This is a genomic window from Dietzia aerolata (assembly GCF_014144865.1).
GTDB lineage: Bacteria > Actinomycetota > Actinomycetes > Mycobacteriales > Mycobacteriaceae > Dietzia > Dietzia aerolata.
Map to the genome: position 1 here is coordinate 1 of NZ_JAALDM010000216.1, position 8,366 is coordinate 8,366.

Sequence of the window (8,366 nt, forward strand, 5' to 3'; positions counted from 1 at the left end):
GCCGTCGTCGCTGCCCGCCGACGCGCTGGGCGGGTTCATCGCCTCGGGTGCGATGGATCGGCACCTGGCGCGGGCGGCGCGGGTCTACAGCGATCGGCGCGCGCGCCTGGTGGCCGCGCTGGCGCGCGAGTGCCCGACGTTGGACGTGACAGGTGTAGAGGCGGGGCTCCACCTCTGCGTGTTGTTGCCCGAATATGACGACGACGACGTCGTTCTCGCGCTCGAGCGGGCCGGGTGGCGGACGCGGTCGCTGAGTAGTCAGTCCGCGCGATTCGGGCTGTCCGGATTGGTGCTGAGTTACTCGCGGCTCGCGGCCCGTGATGCGGACCAGTTCGCGGTGGCCCTGCGTGAGGTTTTGGGCGGCTGAGCGCCGGTTGCCGGTTGCCTCCCTGCGGCTTCCCTCTCCAGTTGCCGGACACGGACCTTCGGTCGCCGGACATCTGGTGCGAAATCTCGCTCAGAATCGCACCAGAAGTTCGGTAACCGCACAACGATGTCCGGCAACTGCACAAAGCTGTCCGGCCGTTCGGGAGCGGTGACCGCGTTCCGGTGCTTAGATACCTGACAGGAGTCAAGTCGCCGATCGGGCGCAGGTCAAGGAGCGTGAGGTTCATGGAGCAGAAGTCACTCGCGGGCAAGGTCGCCTTCATCACGGGTGCGGCCCGGGGACAGGGTCGCAGTCACGCGGTGGAGCTCGCCCGCCGCGGTGCCCGGATTCTCGCGATGGACATCTGCGAGGACGTCGACTCGGTGCCGTACTCCCTGGCCTCGCGGTCCGACCTGGACCAGACGGTCGCCGAGGTCGAGGCTGTCGGAGGCGAGATCGTCGCGGTGCAGGGGGACGTGCGCGAGACCGCCGACGTCGCCGCCGCAGTGGATAAGTGCGTCGAGGCGTTCGGGGTGCCGGATATCGTCATTGCCAATGCGGGTGTCAACCTCCAGCGGGGCTCCGAGCCGGACGCGCAGGTGGCGTTCATGGACACGATCATGATCAACCTCGTGGGCGTGTGGAACACGGTCCATGCGATCGCGCCGCTGATGGTCGAGCGGGATCAGGGCGGCTCGATCGTGCTCATCTCGTCCACCAACGGTCTGTCCGGCCGTGGCGGCGACGGCTCCGGCGCGGTGACCGGCTACACCGCCAGCAAGCACGGCGTGGTGGGCATTATGCGGAGCTTCATGAACTGGCTGGCCCCGTACGGGATCCGGGTCAACTCGATCCACCCCGCCGGCGTGCCGACGCCCATGGTGGCGCACCCGGAGATGCAGGCCTGGTTCGCCGGCAATCCGAACGCCCAGTGGATGGGCAACGCGATGCCGGTGGCGATGCTCGACCCCCTCGACATCTCGCGCGCCGTGCTCTACCTGGTCGAGGAGTCGGGCCGGAACATCACGGGAGTCACGCTGCCCGTGGACGCGGGCTTCACCGGCAAGTAGGACGGCCCCACTGCCGGGGCGGTAGCCCTCCGCTCCCTGCCCCGGCCATCCGCTCACGCGCCTGCTCGGCCGAGCACAGCCGTACCCCGGGATGGCGTCTCGCGCTCACTTCGGGGCGTGCGAGACGCCATCGACAAAAGCGCCTGTGTCGCGGGAGTACATGTCCGAGTGCGAGACGCCATCGATAGGAGCGGCTGCAGAGTGGGCTGGGCCGTGAGGCAGGACCGGGCGGTAGGTCCGGGCCGATCCGGCGGCGTGGTCGACCGCGAGCCGGTTGCTCTCAACGCCTTAACGCCCATGATGGGGGAGTGGACGACCAGACTACGACCGGAGAAGGTGCCCGGGCACCAAGAACCGACCGGGGATCATTCCCGGTGACCTGGTCGTGATCTACTCGCCCGACCTCCGGGGCTGCTACGCGGTCGTCGAGGTGTTGGATGGCCCTGCGCTCGATCCAGACTTCGTGGCGGGATTTGAGGGTGAAGATCGGGGGCAGGAATTGCCGTGGGTCTATCGCGCGACGCCGCGCCTGATCCCTGAGCCTGTGGTCTCGGTACCCCCAGCCAAATTGGTCTCACCTATCAATCACTTCAGGGGTTCGGCACGAGACTCTCTGATGAGGAGTTCGAGTTGGTGGTACGAGCCCTTGCGGATTCCGGCGATGAGCTTTGAGTGGATGGGTGCGCCCCGCACAAAGGCGTAGCTGCCAGCAGGCTTCGCGAGGATGGATCTTCGGGCCGTGACCAGTCGGCACTGGCACAGTTGAGGACATGACCTCTATTTCAGGACGGCCTGCAGTGCGAGGGGCCTCTGGGCGGCGCCGGATCCCGCTGCGGACCTCGTGTGCGAAGCCGCACGACTGCCCCGCGCCGGTGCGGCTGGCGGTGCTTCGGCACGCACCGTTCTTCGCCGACCTGGACGACGAGGGGATCGCCGACGTCGACCGGCACACCGTCGCGCTCGCCAGGGAGGGTGGCGACGCGGTGTATTCCGAGGGAGATCCGGGGGGTCACATTTATCTGGTCGCGCACGGCCGGGCCAAGGCCTACCGCGACACAGAGGACGGCCGAACCGTGGTGGTGGACCTGCTGGCGGCCGGGGATATCTTCGGCGGCTTCGACCTCCTCGGCCGACCCGAGTACGGCGAGACGGTGGAGGCGTTCGACACCCTGTGTGCACTGCGGATCTCCGACGAGGACTTCCGCGAGATCATGGTCCGCTACCCGACGGTCGCACTGCGTGTGGTGGACGATCTGGCCGGGCAACTGGGGGACGCGCGCACGTCGGTGGTGAATCAGTCGACCCGGACCGTCGCCGAGCGGGTCGCGGCGACACTGCTGCGGATCGCCGACAAGTTCGGTGAGGCGCGGTCCGGTTTCGGCGACGGCGAGGCGGCTGGCGGAGATGGGACGGGTGACGGCGGGCAGACCGGCCGGAGGGACGGCACCCTGCTCCAGTTACCGCTGACGAGGGTCGACCTGGCCGGGATGACCGGTTCGACTCCGGAGTCGGTGTCGCGGGTGATGAGCCGACTTCGCCGCGAGGGGATCATCGACTCCGGTCGCCGCTGGACCGCGGTCCTCGATCGCGACAGGCTCGCGGACATCGCCGGGGAATGACCCCGCTTCCGGGGCGTGTGCGAGTCGGCAGTTCGAGCTTGTAGGGCTGTGAGCGGCCAAGACGCCGGATTCGGGCAGGTTCGGGCAGGCTTGTCTTGCTTGAAAGTTCCGTGCGAGTCCACAAAGCTCGGTACCGGAGACCACGCGATCCGGTCTCCGAGTTGCCGCTTCGACAAGACAGGAAATCCGATGAGCCTCACCGATCACGGCCCGAACCCGTACGTCGTCAATATCGAGGAGGCCACCCTCGAGAACAGCAACTACCGGACCACCCTGTGGACCGGCCCGCACATGCAGCTCACCGTCATGAGCATCAAGCCGGGCGACGACATCGGCCTGGAGGTCCACGAAGACCACGACCAGTTCCTGCGCATCGAGGCAGGCAAGGGCCGCGTGCAGATGGGCCCCGCCAAGGATCAGCTCGACTTCGAACGCGAGGTCGGCGACGACTGGGTGGTCCTCGTCCCCGCCGGCTCCTGGCACAACATCACCAACATCGGCGACGAGGACCTCAAGGTCTACTCGCTCTACGCCCCGCCGGAGCACGCCCACGGCACCGTCCACCCGACCAAGGCGGACGACCACCACGACCACTGATCAACGTGGGGGCCCGGTAAGCCGGGCCCCACTACTTGCGTAGAGCAAACGTGTCAGGGCCCGGGCCGGCAATCACTCGCCGGCCCGGGCCCTTCGCATCGATACGGTGGCCCGTGGCCCGTGGCCTGGATCAGGCCTTCACGGTGTCGCGATCAGTGTCGCGGTCTGTGTCGCGATCGGCGTCGCCGAGGCCGTCCTCTCCGCGGATGGAGGCTGCTGCAGCCTGCGCCGACCGTGGCGCGCCGCCCCTGCGGCGCATGAGCCGCATCGCGTTGAGGATCACCACCAGCACGGACCCCTCGTGGACGAGCATGCCGATCGACATCGTCACGCCGCCCGCGAACACCCCGGCCAGCAGGGCGAGGACGGTGATCATCGCGATCGCGATGTTCTGCCGCATCACGCTGACCGTGCGCTTGGCCAGCCCGATCGCCTCGGGCAGGCGCAGCAGGTCGTCGCCTATGAGCGCGATGTCCGCGGTCTCCACCGCCACCGCCGAACCGGCCGCGCCCATCGCCACCCCGATATCCGCCGTGGCCAGGGCGGGTGCATCGTTGACACCGTCGCCGACCATCGCCACCGTGTGTCCCTGACGCTGGAACTCGGTGACAGCGTCGAGCTTGTCCTCGGGCAACATGCTGGCCCGGACCTCGTCGACTCCGGTCTTCGCGGCGACCGCCTCGGCCACCAGCTGCACGTCACCGGTGAGCATGACGACCTTCTTCACGCCCGCCTCGTGCAACCGCGCGACCATCTCGGGCGCGTCAGCACGGATTGTGTCCGCCACCGCGATGACGCCAGCGACACGGGAATCCACCGCGATGATCATCGGTGTCTTACCCTGCCGCGCGAACTCGTCCGCTGCACGTTGCGCGGCGTTGTCGTCGTCGACCCCAAATTCGTCCAGTAGTGCCTGGTTGCCGATCAGGACACGGTGCCCCTCCACCTGCGCCTTGAGTCCCTTCCCCGCGACCGGGGTGACGGACTCGGGGGTGTCGTAGCGGACACCCTCGTCCGCCGCGGCCTCGAGGATCGGTCGGGCCAGGGGGTGCTCCGAGCCGGCCTCGCCACCCGCGGCGAAGGACAGGACCTCCGCACGACTCATGCTCGGGTCGAGCACCACCACGTCGGTCAACTCGGGGCGCCCCTCGGTGAGGGTGCCGGTCTTGTCCACCGCGACCACATCGATCTTCGCGGAGGTCTCCAGGTACTCGCCGCCCTTGATGAGGATCCCGTTGCGGGCCGCGCGGCCGATGCCGGCGACGATCGCCACGGGGATCGAGATGACCAGCGCGCCGGGGCAGCCGATCACCAGCAGCGTCAGCGCGAGGACCAGGTCACCGGTGATCAGCCCGGCGACCAGCGCCAGCAGCATGATGGCCGGGGTGTACCAGGCGGAGAAGCGGTCGATGAAGCTCTGCGTGTGGGCCTTGGCGTCCTGGGCCTCCTCGACGCGATGGATGATCCGCGCCAGGGTGGTGTCGGCGCCGATGCCGGTGGCCAGCACGTGCAGGAAGCCGCCCCGCGAGATGGTGCCGGCGAACACCTGGTCGCCCTTGTTCTTCTCCACCGGGATGGACTCGCCGGTGATCGAGGCCTCGTCCAGGGCTCCCGAACCGGCCACGACCTGGCCGTCGACGGGAACCTTGGCGCCATTCTTGACCAGGACGATCTCGCCTTGGCGGACCGCGCCGGCGTCGATCTCGACCTGCTCGCCGTCGCGCATCACCACCGCGACGTCCGGGGCCACCGCCACCAGCTCGGCCAGCGCCGAGCGGGTCTTGTTGAGGGTGGCAGCCTCGAGCGCGTGGCCGATGGCGAACAGGAAGGTGACCGCCGCCGCCTCCCAGTAGTTGCCGATGATGATCGCGCCGATCGCCGCCACCGACACCAACAGGTCGATGCCGATGTGGCGGATGAGTAGCGCGTCGACGGCCTTCTTGACGATGGGGGCGCCGGCGACGACCGCCGCGGCGATCATCAGGGCGTCCGCGAGGAGGGTGGTGGTGTCGAGTCCACGGAAGTCCGAGCCGGCCACACCGGATGCGATGAACGATCCGATGATGAGCAGCCCGGACACGATGGGCACGAACCAACGCCCGTACACCCATCTACGGATCGTGGTCATGGTCTCTTCCTCTCTAGTGTCCTGCGTGGCCCGGTCAGAAGGCGCTCGCGCGCGCCTTGTAGCCGGCCTTTCCGACGGCAGCCACCACGTCGTCGACGCTGACCACCTCCGGGTCGTGCTCCACCTCGATGCGGGAGGAGGCGAAATGCACCTTCACGTCCTCCACGCCCTTGAGGCGACCCACCTGCTTCTCGATCTTCCCCACGCAGGAGGGGCAGGAGAATCCCTCCGCACGGAGCATGCTCTTGACGATGTTCTGGCTGTTCGGTGCCATTTCCATCTCTCTTTCTGGGGTCTTCCGCGGGCCTTTCCCGGCCCGTCACCTGTGAAGTTACGAGGGTTCGACACGAAGAACACTGACGCGCGTCACTTATCCGCAGACCAGGCTTTTCCATGACACTCTGGAGCCGTGAAAACCCCGGTACCCGACTATCTGCTCGAGATCCGCAACGCCTGCTCCGTGGGCGAGGACGGAGAGTTGGCCAGCTATATCCCCGAGCTCGCCGCCGTGGACCCCGACAGGTTCGCGGTCTCCGCCTGCACCCTGGACGGCGTCGTCTACACGGCCGGCGATGCCGACGCCGAGTTCACCATCCAATCGATGAGCAAGCCGTTCGTCTACGCCCTCGCACTGCGCGACCGGGGGATCGCCACGGTCCTGGAGAAGGTCGGGGTGGAGCCCTCGGGCGATGCGTTCAACGAGATCTCACTGGAACCCGAGACCGGGCGTCCGGAGAACCCGATGATCAACGTCGGCGCCATCACCACGCACACCCTCGTCGGGCCGCCTGACGCGACCGAGATCGAGCGGGACACCGCCGTGCAGGAGGGTCTGTCGGCGTTCGCGGGCCGGCCGCTCGACGTGGACATCACCGTCCTGGATTCCGAACTGCGCACCGCGTTCCGCAACCGCGCGATGGCCAACCTCGTGCGCGCGGGCGGGATCATCGACGGCGACCCCGACGAAGCCGTCCGCGGCTACACCCGGCAGTGCGCCTACCGGGTGACCGTCCGCGACCTGGCCATCATGGCGGTGACCCTGGCTGCCGGTGGCGTGAACCCGGTGACCAAGGAGCGGGTGGTCTCTGCCGAGGTGGCGCGCCAGGTGCTCGCGGTGATGGCCACGTGCGGGATGTACGACGCGGCCGGCGACTGGATGTCCACCGTGGGGATCCCGGCCAAGAGCGGGGTGTCCGGCGGGATCTTCGGCTCGCTGCCCGCCCAGGTCGGCCTCGGCGTGTTCTCCCCGCGGCTGGATGCGCACGGGCACAGCGTCGAGGGGGTGCGGGCGTTCGAGCGGATGTCCCGCGACCTGGACCTGCACCTGATGAACACCGCGGTCATGGACGTGGAGGTCGTGCGCTCGGTGCGCGTCGACGAGGCCACGGGCCGCCGCACGTTCCGCCTGCAGGGCGCGATGACCTTCGCCAGCGCCGAGCTCGCGTTGCGCCGCCTCGCCGAGATCCCGCCCGGAGTCGAGGAGGTGACGCTCGACCTGAGCCGTGTCTCCTCGGTCAACACCAGTGCGCGCCGGATGCTGCTCGACGGGATGCGCCGCCTCGCCGCCGACGGTCATTCCGTTGGCCTCGCCGACCCCGGTAACCGCCTTCCCGATATCGACCTCGGCGGAGGCCTGCACCCGATCAGACGGAAGGCTGCCCGATAACCCACTCGGTGAACTCGGCGACCGCCGCCACCACCGCCAGATAGCGGGGCGTGCGAACGGCGTCGAAACCGTGCTGCGCGCCCGGCAATTCGGCGTAGAACACCGGGTTCGCCGAGCCCGCGCGCAGGCGCTCGACCAGCCGGCGCGAACCCTTGACCGGCGTGTACGTGTCGGCGGTGCCGTGGATGATCGCGACCGGGGGCGCGCCCTCGGCTGGAAGACGCCCCGGGTCGGAGATGTCCTTCGTGGCCTTCCCCAGACGCCCGTAGTAGCCGTACAGTCCGATCACTGCTGCCGGTCGGGTGTCGAGGTCCTCGAATCCGGGCTGGTAGGTGGGGTCGCCGGCGGTCAGGGCGGTCATCATCGCGATGTGCGCGCCCGCGGAACTGCCCGCGACCACGATCGGCGCATCCTCAGGGATGCCGTGCGCCGGCCCCTCGACGCGGATCCAGCGGATGAGCTGCTTGATGTCTACCAGGTGCTGCGGGAATCCCGACTCCGGCGTGGGCGACAGGTGGTAGGTGGTGCTGATCGCCGCCCAGCCCCGGCTCGCGTGGTCGAAGAGCATGGCCCGCGATTCGCGGCTCGGCCCGCCCGCCCGGAAATGGCCGCCGTGAATGTGTACGAGTACGCCCCGCCCCGGGGCCGACCCAGCACTGTTACGGGTGTAGAGATCACACCGGTTGGCCGTGGAGTCAGGGCCGTACACCAGGCCGCGGCGGGCCCGGACGTCTCGCGGCACGCCCGGCCAGGGCGCGAACAGCACCGTCGGCCACGGCACACGGTGTCGGGTTGCCGGTGGCGGTGGTGTCGTCGTCCCCGGGTTTTCGCCTGAAACCTGGCCCCGCACCTCGGCGAGCGCGCGCTCCAGCGCCGGTGCCGCGGCGAGTTGGCGCGCCACCAGAACCCCCAGCCCCGC

General features: G+C 68.7%; 7 protein-coding genes and 1 pseudogene. 5 read left to right on the top strand and 3 right to left on the bottom strand.

Going from position 1 to position 8,366, the window contains the following annotated elements; genetic code table 11:
* From G6016_RS12370 to G6016_RS12385, 4 genes and pseudogenes are all read left to right on the top strand, one after another.
* Positions 1-367 (top strand): annotated as a pseudogene (locus tag G6016_RS12370) (aminotransferase-like domain-containing protein); the annotation flags it as partial.
* Between the two features lie 245 nt (positions 368-612).
* Entirely contained in the window at positions 613-1,437 is an 825-nt protein-coding gene (locus G6016_RS12375) for a mycofactocin-coupled SDR family oxidoreductase (protein ID WP_182632946.1), read from the top strand.
* A 770-nt stretch (positions 1,438-2,207) separates the two neighbouring features.
* Positions 2,208-3,056, top strand: coding sequence for a Crp/Fnr family transcriptional regulator (locus G6016_RS12380; RefSeq protein ID WP_182632947.1), 849 nt, complete (start codon positions 2,208-2,210; stop codon positions 3,054-3,056).
* Positions 3,057-3,245: 189 nt separating this feature from the next.
* On the top strand, positions 3,246-3,653 hold the full coding sequence (locus G6016_RS12385) for a cupin domain-containing protein (protein WP_182632948.1): 408 nt from the start codon (positions 3,246-3,248) through the stop codon (positions 3,651-3,653).
* A gap of 130 nt (positions 3,654-3,783) precedes the next feature.
* On the opposite strand, the gene G6016_RS12390 is transcribed toward G6016_RS12385, so the two are convergent.
* Both G6016_RS12390 and G6016_RS12395 read right to left on the bottom strand, forming a co-directional pair.
* Positions 3,784-5,781: a heavy metal translocating P-type ATPase gene (locus tag G6016_RS12390; protein WP_241730277.1), complete on the bottom strand. Its 1,998-nt coding sequence runs from the start codon at positions 5,779-5,781 to the stop codon at positions 3,784-3,786.
* Positions 5,782-5,815: 34 nt separating this feature from the next.
* Positions 5,816-6,055: a cation transporter gene (locus G6016_RS12395; RefSeq protein WP_182632951.1), complete on the bottom strand. Its 240-nt coding sequence runs from the start codon at positions 6,053-6,055 to the stop codon at positions 5,816-5,818.
* Positions 6,056-6,190: 135 nt separating this feature from the next.
* On the opposite strand from G6016_RS12395, the gene G6016_RS12400 reads away from it, so the two are divergent.
* Positions 6,191-7,447, top strand: a complete 1,257-nt coding sequence (locus tag G6016_RS12400; RefSeq protein ID WP_182632949.1) for a glutaminase — start codon at positions 6,191-6,193, stop codon at positions 7,445-7,447.
* Here G6016_RS12400 and G6016_RS12405 read toward each other — a convergent pair.
* A partial coding sequence (locus tag G6016_RS12405) for an alpha/beta hydrolase (protein WP_182632950.1) occupies positions 7,425-8,366 on the bottom strand: 942 nt, incomplete at its 5' end. The genes G6016_RS12400 and G6016_RS12405 overlap by 23 nt on opposite strands.